This window comes from Lysobacter lycopersici (genome assembly GCF_007556775.1).
Lineage (GTDB): Bacteria > Pseudomonadota > Gammaproteobacteria > Xanthomonadales > Xanthomonadaceae > Pseudoluteimonas > Pseudoluteimonas lycopersici.
Genome location: NZ_CP041742.1, coordinates 1,822,757 through 1,838,530, shown reverse-complemented (window position 1 = coordinate 1,838,530; position 15,774 = coordinate 1,822,757). Strand labels below are relative to the sequence as shown.

Here is a 15,774-nt window from a genome sequence, read left to right as displayed (position 1 = left end):
GATCATGTCGCATGCGCCGCGCCGACCGCCTGTTCCTGATCATCCACGCCCTGCGCGGCCGCCGCACTGCGCTGCCGGCGCGCGGCTTGGCCGAAACGCTGGGCGTGTCGCTACGCACGATCTACCGCGACGTCGCCGACCTGCAACGCTCCGGTGTGCCGATCGAAGGCGAGGCCGGGGTCGGTTACATGCTGCGCAAGGGCGCGGACATCCCGCCGCTGATGTTCACCGCGGATGAACTCGAAGCGCTGGTGGTCGGCACGCGCTTTGTGCGCGCATTCGGCGGTGAACGCCTCGGCCGCGCCGCCAGCGCCGCACTGCTGAAGATCAACGCGGTGCTGCCGCCGGAACTGCGCGAACGCGGGCGGCGCACGCGCATCTTCGCGCCCGAACTCGACGACCGCATCGAAGCCAGCGGCGTGATCGACCGCCTGCACGCGGCGATCGAGGCGCGTGCCGTGCTGCGGCTAGAGTATCGCGACAAGGACGACGCAACGACCACGCGCGAAGTGGAACCGTTGTGCCTGTCGTTCTGGGGCGGGACCTGGACGCTGGGCGCCTGGTGCCGCCTGCGCCGCGATTTCCGCAGCTTCCGCCCGGATCGCATCGCCGCGTTCGAAGCGACCGGCGAAATGTTCGAAGACGACGCGAAGCGCGGTCTCGACGCCTATTTGCGCAAGGTCGGCGCGGATCCCGGCGCGATCGATTAGACGTCCGCGTCGGTCGCCCAGCCCTCGCCGGTTCCCTTGTTGAACACGAGGTCGCCTTCGAGCACGTCGCCCGCGGGAATCGAATCCCGCGAGGCGAGGCGTGCGTAGATCGGGGTGAAGTCCGGGCGCGTCGCGTCCATCAGCTGTTCGAAGCTGTCGATGACGAAGTAGGTCTTCTGGTAGGTGTCGATGCGGTAGCGCGTGCGCATGATCCGCTCGAGGTCGAAGCCGATGCGGTTCGGCGCATCGCTGTCGAGGCAATGGATCGATTCGCCCTTCGACGACACGATGCCGCTGCCGTAGATGCGCAGGCCATCCTTCTGCCGGATCAGGCCGAACTCCACCGTGTACCAGTACAGGCGCGTCAGCATCTGCAACGCCTCGGGGCCGATGCCGTGCGCCTTCACCCCGCCGCGGCCGTAGGCGGCCATGTAGTCGGCGAACACCGGGTTCATCAGCAGCGGCACGTGCCCGAACAGGTCGTGGAAAAGATCCGGTTCCTCGATGTAGTCGACCTGGTCGGGGCGACGGATCCACCACGTCACCGGGAAGCGGCGGTTGGCGAGGTGGTCGAAGAAATCGAGTTCCGGCAACAGGCCTTCGACACCCACCAGCGTCCAGCCGGTCGCGTCGCGCAACGCCTGGTCCATGTCGGCGAACTTCGGGATGCGGTCGGGCGTCATGCCCATCGCGTCCTGCGCGGCGAGGAATTCGTCCGCAGCGCGGCCGACGAGGAGTCGGCGCTGGCGTTCGTACAGGCGGCGCCACACGTCGTGGTCGGTGGCGCTGTAGTCGTCCCACGGCTGGGTGACGATCCCGGTCGCGTACACCGGCACCTTGCCCTTGTCGGTGTGCAGGTTCTCGAGGCGGGCGGGCTTGTTGTCCATGCGGGGGAGTGTACCCCCGGCGGTCGCATACGGCAGTAGCCGCGATTGGCGCTAGCATCGGCGCGATGGCCGCCATGCCCGCATCCATTGCCGTGCCGCCCACGGCGGTCGAACGCCGCATATTGCTGGCGCTGGTCGTCGGCGCATTGCTGCTGTCGCTGGCCATCGCCCACGACCGGCTCACCTGGTTGCTGGAAACGGTCTGGGTGATGCTGGCGTTGCCGCTGATCGCGTGGAAATGGAAATCCTTCCCGCTGACGCGCCTGCTGTGCTGGCTGCTGGCCGCGCACGCGCTGGTGCTGATCCACGGCGGCGCCTACACCTACGCGCAAACGCCGGCCGGTTTCTGGTTGCAGGAGCTGTTGCACACCGCGCGCAATCCCTGGGATCGGGTCGGCCACTGGATGCAGGGCTTCGTGCCGGCGATCCTCGCGCGCGAATTGCTGTTGCGGCTCACGCCCTTGCGCCGTGGCGGTTGGCTGGTCTACCTCGTGCTCGCGGCATGCTTGAGCTTTTCGGCCTTCTTCGAATTGATCGAATGGTGGAGCGCGCTGGCCTTCGGCGCCGATGCCGATGCCTTCCTCGCTACCCAGGGCGATCCCTGGGACACGCAATGGGACATGTTCCTGTGCCTGTGCGGCGCGATCGCGTCGTTGCTGTTGTTGTCGCGGCTGCACAATCGCCAGCTCGGCGCGGCAGTGCTCGCGGGGAAGTGAGGCCTCAGCCGGCGCGTTCCCAGTCCGCGACTCCGCCCGGCACCACCCGGAACGACGGATGCGCGCGCGGTCGTTGCAGGTCGCGCCAGCGTGCGTGCAGTTCCGGACTGCGAACTTCGAGCTTGCACATGAGGTGCGACCATTCGTGCTTGAGCTGGCCGCGCGCCACCGCGATCGGTTCTGCCCGCGCACTCGCATCGAACTTGGAAGGATCGAATGCATAGCCGCGCGCCGTCGCCTCGGCCTGCACCGCGGCGAGGTAGGCGTCGATCGCGGCGAGCGGATCGCGCGCTTCGCGGAAACGCTGCAGCTGCGGATGGTGGCGATAGCCGCGGGTTTCGCCGCGCAGCACCTTGCGCGCGAGCAGGGTTTCCCGCCACAGCGCGACCAGGCCCTGCGGGTCGAGGTAGCGCGGATGCAGGCTCCACAGGCGCACTGTCAGTCGCGACGCTCGGGGAAACGCAGCACGATGCCGTGCGGCGCATCGTCGCGGCGCCACAGCACCGGCACCTCGGTCGGCGATGGCGGTTCCAGAGAATCGCGTTCGTGCGCGGCCTGTTGCGCGGCGAGTTCTTCCTCAAGCTCCCAACTGTACTTGCGCCGCGGCAGGATCGGATCCGCGTGGCGGAACAGGAACGCGGACAGCACGCCGGCCAGCGCGCCGCCGAGGTGCGATTGCCAGGACACGCCGAGTTCGCGCGGGAAAATCGTCAGCAGCATGCCGCCGAAGAACGCGAAGGCGAGCATGCCGGTGGCGATCGCGGCGCGGTCGCGGCGCAGCAGGCCGAGGGTGAACAGCAGAAAGCCGAGGCCATGCGCCACGCCGCTGGCACCGAGATGATGGCTGCCGGGTTCGCCCAGCAACCACGCGCCCAGGCCGGAACCGATCCACAACAACGGCAGCGCGCGCAGCGTCGCCTTCGGATAGGCGATGCCGGAGAGCGAACCCAGCGCCAGCAGCGACAAGGCATTCATCAACAAATGCGCGCCGGAACCATGCAGCAGCGGTGCGGTCAGGATGCCGCGCAATCCCGACAGCGAACCGGGGATCACCGCCCAAGGCGCCCAGTCGAAGCCCTGCTGCGCGGCGTAGGAGACGCACAGCAGCAGCACGCTGGCGAGCGCGGCATTGAACGCGCCGAGCAGGCGCCGGTGGTCGGCGCGGCGTTGCGCGGGGGTGTCGGGCGGAAGTTCGGCCTGCGGCAGGTGCATGGGCCTTGGGTATGGGCGGCGCGGGCGAATGCAAGCCGCGTCAGCGCGGATCCGGCCGCGGGCGCAGCAGGCTCAGGACCACGGTCGCGCCGATGATCGCGGCGACCACGCCGAGCGACGCCAGGACCGGGATCTTGTAGACATCCACCAGCAGCATCTTCACGCCGATGAAGGCCAGCACCAGCGCCAGTCCGTAGGGCAGCAGGTGGAAGCGATCGGCCATGCCCTGCAGCAGGAAGAACATCGCGCGCAGGCCGAGCACCGCGAACACGTTGGAGGTCAGCACGATGAACGGATCGTCGGTGATCGCGAAGATCGCCGGGATCGAATCCACCGCGAAGATCACGTCGGTCACCGCCACCAGCGCGACCACGACGAACAGCGGCGTGTACCAGCGAGTACCGTCGCGCAGCACGCTGAACGCGTTGCCGTGGTAGCCGTCGGTGAGCTTGAGGTGGCCGCGCATCCAGCGCAGCGCCGGGTTGACCTCGAGGTTCGGTTCCTTGCCCGCGGCCAGCGCCATCTTGATTCCGGTCAGCAGCAGGAACGCGCCGAACAGGTAGAGGATCCAGTGGAACTTCGCCAGCAGCAGCGCGCCGGCGAAGATCAGGATCGCGCGAAGCATGATCGCGCCGATGATGCCGATCACCAGCACCCGTTGTCGCTGCACCTCCGGCACCGCGAAGTAGCTGAAGATCATCAGGAACACGAAGATGTTGTCGACCGCCAGCGCCTTCTCGACTAGGTAGCCGGTCAGGAATTCCATGCCGATGCGGTTGCCGGCCTCGACGCCGAACTGCTGCACGCCGTGGCGCCACAGCCAGGCATTGAAGGCCATCGCCAGCGCGATCCAGCCCAGGCTCCACCACGCGGCTTCCTTGAACGTGACCTTGTGCGGGCCGCCGTGGCGCATCAGCACCAGGTCGACCAGCAGCGCGGCGATCACGACGCCGCCGAACACCAGCCAGAGCATGGGGGAACCGATCGTGTCCATGCGAGCCTCCACCACGTGGGCCGGCGGTCGCGACCATGCGGGCTGCATGGAAAGGGCGCGCTTCGCCGTGCGGCGAAGGTCTCACTCACAGGCCGGTGGCCTGCCGCGGCGCCGGGGCTGGTGTCTTGCGACAGGCCCGTCATGACGACGATCGCGTGCGGAGTTACTCCCCTTCCTGGGCGACAATAGCGCATCCGGCACAAGCCGCCGTGAAAGCCTGCATGAACGAGCCGCTGCCCACCGTCCGCCTCAAGAACGCCTGGCATTCCACCCACCCGTGGATCTTCCAGCGCCTGGTCGAGAAGCCCGCGCAGCGGCCCAAGCCGGGCAGCATCGTCGAGGTGGCCGGCGTGGACGGGACCTGGATCGGCCGCGGTTTCTACAACGGCCATTCTCGCATCGCCCTGCGCATGCTCGAGACCGATCCGGATGTCGCGGTGGATGCCGCGTGGTTCGCGCGCAAGATCGGAGAAGCCGTCAATCTCCGCCGCGACATCCTCAAGCTCGACGAAATTTCGAACGCATGGCGCGTGTTCCATAGCGAGGGCGACGGCATCAGTGGCCTGGTGATCGACCGCTACGACGACCTGCTCGTGGTCGAATTCTTCAGCGCCGGCGCGTGGCGGCACCGCGAATGGATCTTCAACGCGCTGCGCGAGCTGTACCCCGGTTGCCGCTTCCACAGCTTCGCCGACGAACACGTGCAGAAGCAGGAAAGCTTCGACTACAAGGACACGCTCGGCACGCAGCCGGCGGTGGTCACCGAATACGGCATCAAATTCCGCGCCGATCCGGCCGGCGCGCACAAGACCGGCTTCTTCGCCGACCAGCGTGAGAACCGCGAATGGCTGTCTCACCAGTGCGAGGGCAAGCGCGTGCTCGACCTGTGCTGCAACACCGGCGGTTTCGCGGTGTACGCCGCGGCGCGCGGCGCGAGCGAGGTGGTCGGCATCGACATCGATGCGGCTGTGATCGACATCGCGAAGGAGAACGCGCATCTCAACAAGGTGCGTCCGCGCTTCGTGCAGGCCGACATCTTCCCGTGGTTGCGCGATGCGGCGAACAACGGCGAGCGCTTCGACGTGGTGATCCTCGATCCGGCCAAGATGACCCGCGACCGCGAGCAGGTCATCGCCGCGCTGAAGAAATACCTCGACATGAACAAGCTCGCGCTGGGCGTGGTCAAGCCGGGTGGCTTGTTCGCCACGTTCTCGTGCACGGGACTCGTCAGCGAGGAACAGTTCCTCGACATGCTGCGCCGCGCCGCGTTCTACGCCGGGCGCACGGTGCAGGTGCTGAAGGTCGCAGGCGCCGGCCCCGATCATCCGTTCCTGGCGCAGGTTCCGGAATCGCGCTACCTCAAGGCGGTGTTCTGTCGGGTCGTGGACTGAGTCCGTTTAAACCAGGCCAGATGCCGGCGCATCCTTCCGGATTCGCCCCCGCAAAGAACAAAGAACAACGAGATGGCCATGAAGAAGTGTGTCGCCGCGTTCGCGTTGTGCCTGTCGCTGTCGCCTGCGGGTTTCGCACAAGAGCGCGTCGACCTGTCGACGCTGGACGCGGCCATGCCCGGCCCGCGCACGCAGGTGCTGGTGCTCGGTACGGTGCACCTGTCGCAGGGTGGGCCGGAGAAATTCGATCCCGCCGCGTTGCAGCCGGTGCTGCAACGGCTGGCCGCGTACAAGCCGGACATCATCACCATCGAAGGACTCTCGGGCGAAACCTGCGAAGTCATGCGCCATCGCGTCGCCTACAAGCAGGCGATCGAGGACTACTGCCCCGACGTCGCGCCCGCACAGGCCGCGCTCGGCATCGATACCTGGGCCGCGCTCGACCAGGTCGACGCCACGCTCAAGGCCTGGCCATCGCAACCCGCGCCTTCGCAACGCCGCCACCTCGCCGCGTTGTTCCTCGCCGCCGGCGATCCGTCCTCGGCGATGGTGCAATGGCTGCAATTGCCCGATGCCGAGCGCCATGCCGGCGACGGGCTCGACGACGCGCTGGCGCAAGGACTGCGCAAGCGCGAATCCGGCCGCAACGAGAACGTGCAGATCGCGGCGCGGCTCGCCGCGCGACTCGGCCTGCAGCGCGTGTTCCCGGTCGACGACCACACCGGCGACAACCTCGACATCGACGACGAAGACGCCTTCGGCAAGGCGATCACCGAGGCCTGGCATGGCGCCAGCGCGGAAGCATTGAAGTCGCGCGAACACGTGGATGCGCTGCACAAGTCCGGCGACATGCTCGCGACCTATCGCGCGGTCAATTCGCCGGAGGTGCTGCGGCTCGCCATCGCCAGCGATTTCGGCCAGGCGCTGGCGGAACCATCGCCGCAACGCTACGGCCGGCAGTACGTCGGCGGTTGGGAAACCCGCAACCTGCGCATGGCCGCGAACGTGCACGCCACTTTCCGCGAACATCCCGGTGCGCGCGTGCTGTCGGTGGTTGGTTCCTCGCACAAGCCCTGGTTCGACGGCCTGCTCGAGCAGATGCAGGGCGTTGACATCGTCGACGCGGAACAGGTGTTGGAGTAGGCGCGGCTCAGGCCGAGAGGCGCAGCGGCGGGAACAGCGGATACGTGCGCTTGCGGTAGTCGAGGTAGGCCTGGCCGAATTCCTGCGTCATCAGCTTTTCCTCCAGCAGGTATTTGCGCCAGAACGACACCACGACGATCGCCACCGCGAGCACCCCGCGCCAGTCGCCGACCATCACTGCGTTGCCGGCGAACAGCAGGATCAGCCCGGTGTAGATCGGGTGGCGGACCAGTGCGTACGGCCCGCGTTGGATCAATTCATGCCCCTGCTTGATCTGCACCTGCGCGCTCCAGTTCGCGCCGAGGATCGCGCGCGACCAGATCGCCAACGCCGCGCCGGCCACGCACAGCAGCAGTCCGAGCGAATACACGAGCGTCGTATGCGGCACGAACTGTTCGCGCAGCGGCGAATGCCCGAACCATTCGCCCGGGCCGAGCAGGTACACCGCGACGATCAGAGGCAGCCAGTGAACGAGGAAGCGCTTCGCCAGCGATTCGCGCAGCTTGGGCGCCTTGACCCGGCGCGCGGACCAGATCCAGTAAGCGATGACGACGAACCAGCAGGCGCGCAATCCGTGTTCGAAGAAGGGGGGCATGGAAGTCGTCGTCGGGAGGAACGCGGAGCCTAGCGCGTCCGCGGGTTTCAGCGAAGGTCTTTCCGCACCACCAGCTTCAGCCCGGACCAGACCGCGTCGACCGCGCAGACCTTGACGTCGACGAAACCCAGCGGCAGCGCGATCTCGCGGATCGTGTCTTCAACGATGTCGGTTTGGACTTTCGAGGCTTTCTTCGGCCACGACACCCAGACCACGGCGTCCGGTTGCAAGGCCTTGCGCAATGCCGGTAGTCGCTTTTCGAGTTCGCCGCGTCGTGTGGCGAACAGGTGTACGAGGTCGGTGGTCGAACCGGGTTTCGCCTGCATCGCGAGATCGAGGTTCGCCGCGCCGACCAGCTCGACGTAACCCTCGCAACCGATGGCGCAGACGCGCATGCCCGGCGCGAGCCCGAGTTTCTTCGGCAATGGCGTTCCGGAATACCCGGCCATGCGCGTTCAGCGGCGCAGCAGCAACAACGCCAGCAGCGGCATCAGGTTGAACAACAGGATGCCGATCTTGTACACGGCCATGCCGCCGTAGTGGATCGCGTCGAAGGTCGCGTCCGGCAGCCTGAACCAGCGCCCGTGCAAGCCGCGCATCCATTCGCGCGCGTTGACGAAGGCGAGGAACCAGGCGATCAGCACCGCGTAGTTGATGAGCGTCGAGAACAGCAGGAAGCGGAAGACGAGGTGGTCGTGCATGGCGGGATCCTCGCGGGACGATGGAAGCATCCTGGACCGGACGCGGTGAAGGCCTTGGGGATTACGCGGCCTGCCACGAAGCCCACGCGAGGCCGCCGAACAGGCAGGTTTCCGCGATGCGCTGGATGAGGCCGCGAACAGGACTGGAAGGAACGACGGAAATCGCGATCGCGGCGCCGAGCACGATGAACCCGGCGAGTTTGAAGGGCTGTCCGAGGTTTTCGGAGAGCGCCATCAGCGCGAAGCCGCCGCCGATGTATTCCACGCCGCCGGCGAGGTTGTGCAGGCCCTGTCGCCACGTACCGGACATGGGCGAGCCGGGGTCGCAGGGAAACACGGCCGCGCCGATGTAGCCGATGGCGAGGCACAGCGCGAGCGCCGTCGCCGCCGCGGGCAGCGCGGGACGAAGCAGGAAGGCGACGAGCAGCAGGGCCAGGCCGACGGGAAGGAACAGGCCAAGCGCCACGAAGCGCTGGTGCGGCGCGCCGGTTTCGCCGATTTCACTGATGGAATGCCGGAAGTGGCTGTAGCCCGGTTTGCGCGGCGCGAGCGCGATCAACGCGACGAACAGGTACAGCGCGGCGACGATGGTGATTGCGGTTGCCGGCATTTGTTCTTCTGCGATACGGAAAATAACGAGGATAAGTTGTGGTTTTAACGAGGTGGCTTTGGGTCAGGCATGGGACCAAGGCACGCTTCCAAGGTCGTACCAAGGCGAGTGATTGATCCAGTAAAGGCGAGTGTGTGTGATTCCTAACTCAGATGTGAGAGAAACAGCACGGCCACTATCTTCGACGCTCGTACTTGCACCGTGTATCACGCTAACCAGCGATTCTCGGATATCAATTAGAGGAGGCTCTCCATAGTGATCTAACATCAGAACGCGCCACTCTCTTTCATCGCGCCAGTCCTCAAGCTTTTCGAAATAAAGTTCCTTGAAATAAGTGAGCATATGTGCTCTCACGTATGCTTCAGTCCCAAGCTCTTGCAGTTTGTCGAATTCAAGGCGAAACGCATTAGGTTCAAGGCTGGTTACAAAAGAGCGATCCTTGTAAGAAACAAGGCCGAATAAAAACGAATTCTTGGAAAATTGCTGCCTCATCTGTGAAAGGATCTTTTCTTTATCAAAGACGAGACAGAAGCCTTCGTGGTCTTGCGCGTATTGCGCCCACATTCGTGGCCTGGCCAGCCCTCTCAGTAGAATGTCGTCTAAGTGGCTGCCAGAAAGGTCTGGCGCATCTGTGCAGAAGCAAGCGAGGTGAATGGGCAGCTTTAGCTTGCTAGCAATTACTTTTGGCAAAGACTCGTCAAGGAAATCGTTAGACGGCAAAGGATTGGTGGTCCAAGGCGTGAGCCGCCAGTCTTTCGATTCTTTCGGATCGTTTGTTCTTGCAAAAGAATTTAGTAGCAAAGTTTTATTACGCAGAATGTATTCGATGGCCTTGTCGGGCTTGGTGTAGTGATAGATGTATCGATCGCTATCTTTGAGGCCGTAGATAATCGACATTAGGCTCGGCTCTGAAATAGTGACAACCAGGTGGGTTCTGGCCAATAAAGCCTCTACATCCCCGTCTCACCCCGCGCGACCCGTCCCGCTAGACTGTCCGCATGGACACCCAGACCCTGCTGCTGATCGGAACCGTGCTGGCGGCGCTGGCCGTGGTGCTGTTGATCGTACTCCTGCTCCGCCGCCCGGAACGCGCGCTGGAAAACGCCTTGCGCGAGGAGCAGCGGGAAGGGCGGGGCGAGTTGCGCGGGCAGCTGGCCGATTCCATCCAGCGCACCGACGCGCGGCTGGACGAACTGCGCGCCGCACTGACCGACGACGCGCACAAATCGCGCAACGGCCTGGCCGCGCGCCAGCAGCAATTCGAGGAAAGCCTTGCTGCGCGATTGCGCGAACTCGGCGACCGCAACACGCAGACCCTGGGCGAACTGCGCGCCACGCTGGAATCGCAACTGAAGTCGCTGCAGGCCGGCAACGAACAGAAGCTGGAGCAGATGCGCGCGACGGTGGACGAGAAATTGCAGGCCACGCTCGAAACGCGGCTGGGCGAGAGTTTCCGTCTCGTGTCGGAGCGGCTGGAAGCGGTGCAGCGCGGCCTCGGCGAAATGCAGTCGCTGGCCAGCGGCGTCGGAGATTTGAAGCGCGTGCTGACCAACGTCAAGGACCGCGGCACCTTCGGCGAAACCCAGCTCGGCGCGCTGCTGGAACAGATCCTCACCCGCGAACAGTACGCGGCGAACGTGGCGACCTTGCCGGGTTCGAATGAACGCGTGGAATTCGCGCTGAAATTGCCGGGAAGCGCGGACGGCACGGTGTGGCTGCCGGTGGACGCGAAGTTCCCGCGCGAGGATTACGAACGCCTGCTCGACGCGCACGAACGCGCCGATGTGGCGCTGGCGCAGCAGGCGGGGCAGGCGCTGGAGCGGCGTTTGCGCGACGAGGCGAAGAAGATCCGCGAGAAATACGTCGGTCCGCCGCACACCACCGATTTCGCGCTGCTGTTCCTGCCGACCGAAGGCCTGTACGCCGAGGCGATCCGCCGGCCGGGGCTGTTCGACGCGCTGCAACGCGAGCATCGCATCACCCTGGTCGGGCCGACCACGCTGCTCGCGGTGTTGAACGCGCTGCAGATGGGCTTCCGCACGCTGGCCATCGAAAAGCGTTCCAGCGAGGTCTGGCAATTGCTGGGCACGGTCAAGACCGAATTCGGCAAGTTCGCCGGCGTGCTGGAAAGCGCCGACAAGCAGCTGAATACCGTGCAGAACAGCCTCAAGCAGGCCGGCGTGCGCACGCGCGCGATCGAACGGCAGTTGCGCGGGGTGGAAGCGCTGCCCGGCAGCGAAGCGCAGGGCGCGCTCGGCCTCGACGAAGACGCGCCGCGCGACTGAGGCTCAATGCGCCGGTTGCGGCGCCGGCGTGTCCTGCGGTGGATTGATGCTCGAATCCGGTGTCGTCGAAGCGGGCGCGGAATCGTCCTGCAGGTACGATGGCAGCGCCGCGTCGGCATCGGAATTGTTGGTGTCGATCTGGTAATTCCGGCGCTGCAGCCACGCGTCGCGGGTCAGGGCGTAATCGTCGTAGGCGTCTTCGCGGAAACTGTCGGCGGCGAACAGGTTGGTGCGCAGGTCGACCAACTGCAGGCCCTGCAGGAACACGCGCACGCGGTCTTCCTCGATCTGCGCCAGCGGCGACAGCGGCGCCTCGACCGCGCCGCCGAAGGCATCGCGCAGGGTGCGCGGGCCGAGGAAGGGCAATTCGAGGTAACGCGAACGTTTCCAGCCCCAGCGCGCCAGCGTCTGCCCGAAATCCTCGCTGCGGTTGGGGATGCCGAAGCGCGTCGCCGGGTCGAAGAAGCCGAGCACGCCGATGGTGAAGTTCACCGCGAAGCGGCCCAGCGATTGCCCGGCCTGCTTCGGCCGGCCCTGCAGCAGCGCGTTGATCGCGCTGACCGGCTGGCCGAGGTTGCTGAAGAAATTGCCGATGCCCAGCCGCACCGGCGGCGGCGCGATCTTCATGTAGCCGCGCGCCAGCGGCTTGGCGATATAACGGTCGACGCCGTTGTTGAAGTGGTGCACGTGGCGGTTGAACGGTTCCCACGGATCGCTCGGGTTGCGCCCGTTCGCCGAAGTCGCGTCGGCATCGCTGCCGTAGATCGCGGCGTAGTCGTCCTCGGCCTGCGTGGTCGCGTCGGTGGCGGCAGGCGCGTTCGTCGCATCGACCGGAGCCGTCGAAGGCGTTTCGTCGGCGATCGCGGTCGTCGCGCCGTCGTCGGCGTTCGCCATCGGAGCGACGGCATCGGCGTTCGCAGGCGTGGTCGTGGTCGTGGTCGCAGGCGTCGTCGGCGCGGCGGTGGACACCGGCACCGAGGCGTCGCCATCGGCATTCGCGCGCGCGCTGCCGGCGCTCGCGCAGGCGCCGAGCATGGCGGCGAGAAACGCAACCGCGACGAGGCGGGCGGGGAGGAATGCGTGGGGGCGCATGGCGTCAGTTTAACCGCTGGCGCGCGGCGGCCGTCAGGCCAGCGGCTGCAGCCGGGTGTCCAATCGGTAGGCCTGGCGCAGCGCCTCGAAATCCGCGGGCGTCGCGGCCAGTTGCAATGCGGCGTTGCGCTGCATCAGTTCGCCGAACAGCGCCAGCCCGGCGCTGTCGAGCTCGGTCACCCCGCCGAGGTCGAGCGTGGCCGCGCCCGCGAGCAGCGGGATCGCGGCCAGCCACAGCGTGGCGACGCGGTCGCGCAGCACCGGTCCGTGGAAACGCAACGCGTCGCCCTCGCGGACGACGCGCGCGGCGTCAGTGGCTGTTCGCATCGGCCTGGAGGCTGCCGTTGCGCAGTTCCTGCGCGACCTGGGCGATGGTCTTGTTCTGCAGCTCGGCGTCGAACTGGGCGCGGAAGGTCTGCACGAACGACACGCCTTCCACCATCACGTCGAACACCTTCCACGTGCCGCCGGACTGGCGCAGCAGGTAGTCGACCGGGATCGGTTCGCCGCCGCTGCGCACCAGCTCGCTGGACACCTTCACGCCCAGCCCGCGCGGCAGGTCGCTCTGCGACTTCACCCGCGCGGTGAGCTTGGTGTTGAACGCGAGCAGCGAGGAGCCGTAGCGCTGCATCAGGTTGTTGGTGAGCGCGTCGGCGAAGTTGGCCACGTCGGCGTCAGTGGCGCCGCGCGCGTGGCGACCCAACACCTGGCGCGCGGCGTAGTCCTTGTCGAACATCTGGCTGAACTCGCTGGAAATGAAGCTGCGCAGCGCGGCCGGGTTGCGATTGAACTCGGCGCGGCGCTTTTCCAGCGAAGCGATCACGCGGGTGCTGTTGTCCAGCACCATGCGCGAGGGCGCGGGCATCGCGGCGGCGGCCGTGGCGGCCTGCACCGGCGCGGTGGCCGCGACGGCCAGGGTGGCGCAGGCAAGGGCGAGGGCGGTCAGGACGGCTTTCATTGCGGGGGTTCCGTTTCAGGAGCGGGCTTTGCGGGCGCGGAGGATGAGCCCCCGCCGCTGAACATGTACTTGCCGACCATCTGGATCAGGTCGACCGAAGGCGTGGTGTAGGCGATCTCGTCGCCCGGCTTGAGCGGTTCCGGGTCGCCGCCCGGCGACAGCCCGACGAAGCTTTCGCCGAGCAGGCCTGCGGTGAGGATGCCCGCCGAGGTGTCGGCCGGGAGGTCCTTGTAGCGGTCGTCGATGTCGAGCGTCAGCACCGAGTCGAGCTTGACCGGGTCGAGGTCGATCTTCGCCACGCGGCCGATGGTGACGCCGCCGATCTTCACCGGCGCGGCGAGCCGCAACTGGCCGATGTTGGTGAAGCGCGCCTTCAGCGGATAGCTGCCGCCGCCGCCGAGGTCGAAGCGGCCATTGGTCGAGGCCAGCGCGAGCACCAGCAGCGAGGCCAGCGCCAGCAGCAGGAAGGCGCCGACCGCGAATTCGAGACGTGGGCCACGGAGGGACATGGTCATTTCCTCAATTGATCCAAGCCGTCATTCCCGCGAAAGCGGGAATCCAGTGTCTTTGCCCTGATGCCGGATCGAGCGAAAGACACTGGATCCCGGCCTGCGCCGGGATGACGAGCAAAAGCGAAATGCGGATTCGCGTTCATCGGAACAAAAACGCGGACAAAACGAAGTTGAACATCAGCACCAACAGCGAGGCGTTCACCACCGCGCGCGTGGTCGCGACCGAGGTGCCTTCGATCGTCGGCTCGGCGTGGAAGCCGACGTAGGCCGCGACCAGCGCCGCGGTACCGCCGAACACCGCCGCCTTGACGAAGGCGAAGACGAAATCCTTGTCGAAGTCGACCGCGTCCTTCATCACCTGCCAGAACGCGCCGCCGTCGAGGCCGATCACGCGCACCGCCTCGAACCAGCTGGCGCAGATCGCGAAGGTGCAGAAGAACGCGGTGAGCAGCGGTACGCAAATGATCGCGGCCCAGAAGCGCGGCGCCACCGCCTTCGCCACCGGATCGATCGCCATCAGCCCGAGCGCGGTGATCTGGTCGGTGGCGCGCATCAGCCCGAGTTCGGCGGCAATCGACGAACCCGCGCGGCCGATGAACAGCAACGCGGTCAGCACCGGCGCGAGTTCGCGATACAGGCCCAACCCGACCAGCGCGCTGATCTGGTTCGACGCGCCGTAGGTATCCAGCGCGCGATAACCAAGCAGCGTGACCGACAAGCCGACGAAGGCGCCGCCGACCGCGATGATCGGCAGGCTGCGCGCGCCGATCTTGTAGATCTCGCGCACCAGCTCGGCGAAGAAATCCGCGGTCGGTTTCGACGCGCGCAGCACCGACAGCGAGAACAGTCCGGCACGGCCGAGCGAGCGGGTGGCGGCAACGAACGGCATCACGCCGCCTCCAAAATTTGCCCGTCATGCCAGCGCAAGCAGGCATCCATCTTGCTCTTCGCCAGGGACTTGGGGCTGAAAGTCAAAATGGGTCCCAGCGTTCGCTGGGACGACGGCAAAAGGATGGTTTGGGGCTGCATCACGCCGCCTCCGCGCCGAGGGCGCCGTCGAAACGAATCGGGCCATCGGGACTGCCGGCGAGGAACTGGCGGATCAGCGGATCCTCGCTGCGCTCGAGTTCGGCCGGCGTGCCCGAGAACACGATGCCGCCATTCGCGATCACGATGGCGCGATCGCTGATCGGCAGGGTTTCGTGCACGTGGTGGCTGACGATGATGCTGGTCATGCCGAGGCTGGCGTTGAGCCGCGCGATCAATCGCATGATCACGCCCGCGGCGATGGGGTCGAGCCCGGTCAGCGGTTCGTCGTAGATCATCAAGGGCGGGTCGAGGGCCAGCGCGCGCGCCAGCGCCACGCGCCGCGCCATGCCGCCGGAGAGTTCGCGCGGATAGAGGTTCGCGGCGGCGTGCAGGCCGACCGCGCCGAGCTTCATCGCCACCAGCCGGTCGAGCACCGGTTTCGGCAGGCGCGCATGCGTGCGCAGCGGCAGCGCCACGTTCTCGGCGGCGGTGAGGTCGGTGAGCAGGCCGTTGCCCTGCAGCAGCACGCCGACGTGCTTGCGCAGTTCCAGCAATTCGCGCTGGCGGGTCGGAACGACCTGCCCGAGCACTTCGACCGTGCCCGCGGCCGGCGGCAGTTCGCCGGTGAGCGCGGCGAGCAGGGTCGACTTGCCGCTGCCCGAGGGGCCGAGCACCGCGACGATGCCGCCGCGCGGCGCCTCGAAATCGATGCCGTCGAGCACGGTGCGGCCGCCGCGGTCGAGGCGGACATCGCGCAAACGCACGGCGGGGGTGGGGGTGTCGTCGCTCATCGTGTGGGGTCGGAACGCGCTGGTCCCTGGCGCAACCGGCGCAGTGTCGCGAGTTCCGGCTGAATGCGGCCGGAGCCGGGGCATTGTCGCATCCGCGCGGCACCGCGGACGCATCGCGCGGGATGCGACGGCGCTGCGGCATCATTCG

General features: G+C 66.6%; 20 protein-coding genes. 5 read left to right on the top strand and 15 right to left on the bottom strand.

All coding sequences use genetic code 11. From position 1 onward, the window contains the following. Nucleotides 1–11 precede the first annotated feature (11 nt). Nucleotides 12–710, top strand: a complete 699-nt coding sequence (locus tag FNZ56_RS09160; protein ID WP_143879545.1) for a helix-turn-helix transcriptional regulator — start codon at nt 12–14, stop codon at nt 708–710. Here the strand turns inward: FNZ56_RS09160 and phhA are convergent. Continuing rightward, on the bottom strand, nt 707–1,597 hold the full coding sequence (gene phhA / locus FNZ56_RS09155; RefSeq protein ID WP_143879544.1) for a phenylalanine 4-monooxygenase: 891 nt from the start codon (nt 1,595–1,597) through the stop codon (nt 707–709). The genes FNZ56_RS09160 and phhA overlap by 4 nt on opposite strands. A 74-nt stretch (nt 1,598–1,671) precedes the next feature. On the opposite strand from phhA, the gene FNZ56_RS09150 reads away from it, so the two are divergent. Beyond that, nucleotides 1,672–2,313 carry a DUF2238 domain-containing protein gene (locus tag FNZ56_RS09150; protein ID WP_143879543.1) on the top strand — a complete coding sequence of 214 codons (642 nt, stop codon included), beginning with the start codon at nt 1,672–1,674 and terminating at the stop codon, nt 2,311–2,313. 4 nt (nt 2,314–2,317) lie between these two features. Here the strand turns inward: FNZ56_RS09150 and FNZ56_RS09145 are convergent, their stop codons facing one another. Genes FNZ56_RS09145 through FNZ56_RS09135 form a run of 3 tightly spaced genes read right to left on the bottom strand, consistent with a single transcriptional unit; the run spans nt 2,318 to nt 4,519 of the window. Next, on the bottom strand, nt 2,318–2,749 hold the full coding sequence (locus tag FNZ56_RS09145; protein ID WP_143879542.1) for a pyrimidine dimer DNA glycosylase/endonuclease V: 432 nt from the start codon (nt 2,747–2,749) through the stop codon (nt 2,318–2,320). A gap of 2 nt (nt 2,750–2,751) precedes the next feature. After that, complete coding sequence (locus tag FNZ56_RS09140) at nt 2,752–3,519, bottom strand: rhomboid family intramembrane serine protease (RefSeq protein ID WP_407070516.1); 768 nt, start codon at nt 3,517–3,519, stop codon at nt 2,752–2,754. A gap of 46 nt (nt 3,520–3,565) precedes the next feature. After that, complete coding sequence (locus tag FNZ56_RS09135) at nt 3,566–4,519, bottom strand: TerC family protein (RefSeq protein ID WP_143879540.1); 954 nt, start codon at nt 4,517–4,519, stop codon at nt 3,566–3,568. A 221-nt stretch (nt 4,520–4,740) separates the two neighbouring features. Between FNZ56_RS09135 and FNZ56_RS09130 the strand changes: the two genes are divergently transcribed. Both FNZ56_RS09130 and FNZ56_RS09125 read left to right on the top strand, forming a co-directional pair. Beyond that, on the top strand, nt 4,741–5,910 hold the full coding sequence (locus FNZ56_RS09130) for a class I SAM-dependent rRNA methyltransferase (protein ID WP_143879539.1): 1,170 nt from the start codon (nt 4,741–4,743) through the stop codon (nt 5,908–5,910). Nucleotides 5,911–5,982: 72 nt separating this feature from the next. Continuing rightward, entirely contained in the window at nt 5,983–7,053 is a 1,071-nt protein-coding gene (locus tag FNZ56_RS09125) for a DUF5694 domain-containing protein (protein WP_407070489.1), read from the top strand. A gap of 7 nt (nt 7,054–7,060) precedes the next feature. Here FNZ56_RS09125 and FNZ56_RS09120 read toward each other — a convergent pair whose 3' ends face one another. From FNZ56_RS09120 to FNZ56_RS09100, 5 genes are all read right to left on the bottom strand, one after another. Beyond that, on the bottom strand, nt 7,061–7,648 hold the full coding sequence (locus FNZ56_RS09120) for a methyltransferase family protein (RefSeq protein ID WP_143879538.1): 588 nt from the start codon (nt 7,646–7,648) through the stop codon (nt 7,061–7,063). A 47-nt stretch (nt 7,649–7,695) separates the two neighbouring features. Further along, complete coding sequence (locus tag FNZ56_RS09115) at nt 7,696–8,097, bottom strand: DUF3052 family protein (RefSeq protein WP_143879537.1); 402 nt, start codon at nt 8,095–8,097, stop codon at nt 7,696–7,698. Between the two features lie 6 nt (nt 8,098–8,103). After that, nucleotides 8,104–8,349, bottom strand: coding sequence for a DUF6868 family protein (locus FNZ56_RS09110; RefSeq protein WP_143879536.1), 246 nt, complete (start codon nt 8,347–8,349; stop codon nt 8,104–8,106). A gap of 61 nt (nt 8,350–8,410) precedes the next feature. Beyond that, entirely contained in the window at nt 8,411–8,959 is a 549-nt protein-coding gene (locus FNZ56_RS09105) for a DUF998 domain-containing protein (RefSeq protein WP_143879535.1), read from the bottom strand. A gap of 63 nt (nt 8,960–9,022) precedes the next feature. Next, nucleotides 9,023–9,856: a DUF2971 domain-containing protein gene (locus FNZ56_RS09100; RefSeq protein ID WP_143879534.1), complete on the bottom strand. Its 834-nt coding sequence runs from the start codon at nt 9,854–9,856 to the stop codon at nt 9,023–9,025. 101 nt (nt 9,857–9,957) lie between these two features. On the opposite strand from FNZ56_RS09100, the gene rmuC reads away from it, so the two are divergent. After that, nucleotides 9,958–11,244: a DNA recombination protein RmuC gene (gene rmuC / locus FNZ56_RS09095; protein ID WP_143879533.1), complete on the top strand. Its 1,287-nt coding sequence runs from the start codon at nt 9,958–9,960 to the stop codon at nt 11,242–11,244. Between the two features lie 3 nt (nt 11,245–11,247). Here the strand turns inward: rmuC and FNZ56_RS09090 are convergent, their stop codons facing one another. The 6 genes from FNZ56_RS09090 to FNZ56_RS09065 form a co-directional block, all read right to left on the bottom strand. Then, nucleotides 11,248–12,336 carry an MlaA family lipoprotein gene (locus tag FNZ56_RS09090; protein ID WP_143879532.1) on the bottom strand — a complete coding sequence of 363 codons (1,089 nt, stop codon included), beginning with the start codon at nt 12,334–12,336 and terminating at the stop codon, nt 11,248–11,250. Nucleotides 12,337–12,369: 33 nt separating this feature from the next. Next, complete coding sequence (locus FNZ56_RS09085; RefSeq protein ID WP_143879531.1) at nt 12,370–12,663, bottom strand: STAS domain-containing protein; 294 nt, start codon at nt 12,661–12,663, stop codon at nt 12,370–12,372. Continuing rightward, the gene (locus FNZ56_RS09080; RefSeq protein WP_143879530.1) at nt 12,647–13,294 is read right to left on the bottom strand and encodes an MlaC/ttg2D family ABC transporter substrate-binding protein; all 648 of its coding nucleotides are present in this window, start codon (nt 13,292–13,294) and stop codon (nt 12,647–12,649) included. The genes FNZ56_RS09085 and FNZ56_RS09080 overlap by 17 nt, the downstream gene beginning before the upstream one ends. Then, nucleotides 13,291–13,803, bottom strand: coding sequence for an outer membrane lipid asymmetry maintenance protein MlaD (mlaD, locus tag FNZ56_RS09075; RefSeq protein WP_143879529.1), 513 nt, complete (start codon nt 13,801–13,803; stop codon nt 13,291–13,293). Before mlaD ends, FNZ56_RS09080 begins: the two co-directional genes overlap by 4 nt. Before the next feature lie 142 nt (nt 13,804–13,945). Further along, nucleotides 13,946–14,695: an MlaE family lipid ABC transporter permease subunit gene (locus tag FNZ56_RS09070; RefSeq protein WP_143879528.1), complete on the bottom strand. Its 750-nt coding sequence runs from the start codon at nt 14,693–14,695 to the stop codon at nt 13,946–13,948. Between the two features lie 139 nt (nt 14,696–14,834). Continuing rightward, on the bottom strand, nt 14,835–15,626 hold the full coding sequence (locus FNZ56_RS09065; RefSeq protein ID WP_143879527.1) for an ABC transporter ATP-binding protein: 792 nt from the start codon (nt 15,624–15,626) through the stop codon (nt 14,835–14,837). Nucleotides 15,627–15,774 lie beyond the last annotated feature (148 nt).